Genomic DNA, 276 nt, shown 5'->3' with positions numbered 1-276 from the left:
ACCACCAACTTGAGCCGCAATAATTTCATAACTTGCACCTTCCTCTTTAAGGCTTTGTGTTAATAAATTAAAGGTTTCAGCATCAAAACCATCACTTACTAATATACCAAGCTTCCTGCCTTTAAATGTATTTGGGGCATTTTTTAAAATACTTAGCGCATCAGATACTGGTAAATCATGACGGGTATCAAGCGCCGCTTCTGCGGCATCTGGCATAGTTTGTAAACCTAAACCCAATGCAACTTGCTCAGCAAGCTTGTTATCAATGTTTAACAG

1 pseudogene is annotated in these 276 nt (G+C 38.8%); it reads right to left on the bottom strand.

Annotated features, from left to right (window positions below):
• Positions 1-276: pseudogene (locus SB751_RS30080) on the bottom strand (catalase HPII); the annotation flags it as partial.

The sequence above is a fragment of the Cupriavidus sp. SIMBA_020 genome, from assembly GCF_046535395.1.
Lineage (GTDB): Bacteria > Pseudomonadota > Gammaproteobacteria > Burkholderiales > Burkholderiaceae > Cupriavidus > Cupriavidus campinensis.
The sequence above is the reverse complement of the archived record's forward strand: the minus strand, read 5'-3'. Positions and strand labels throughout refer to the sequence as shown.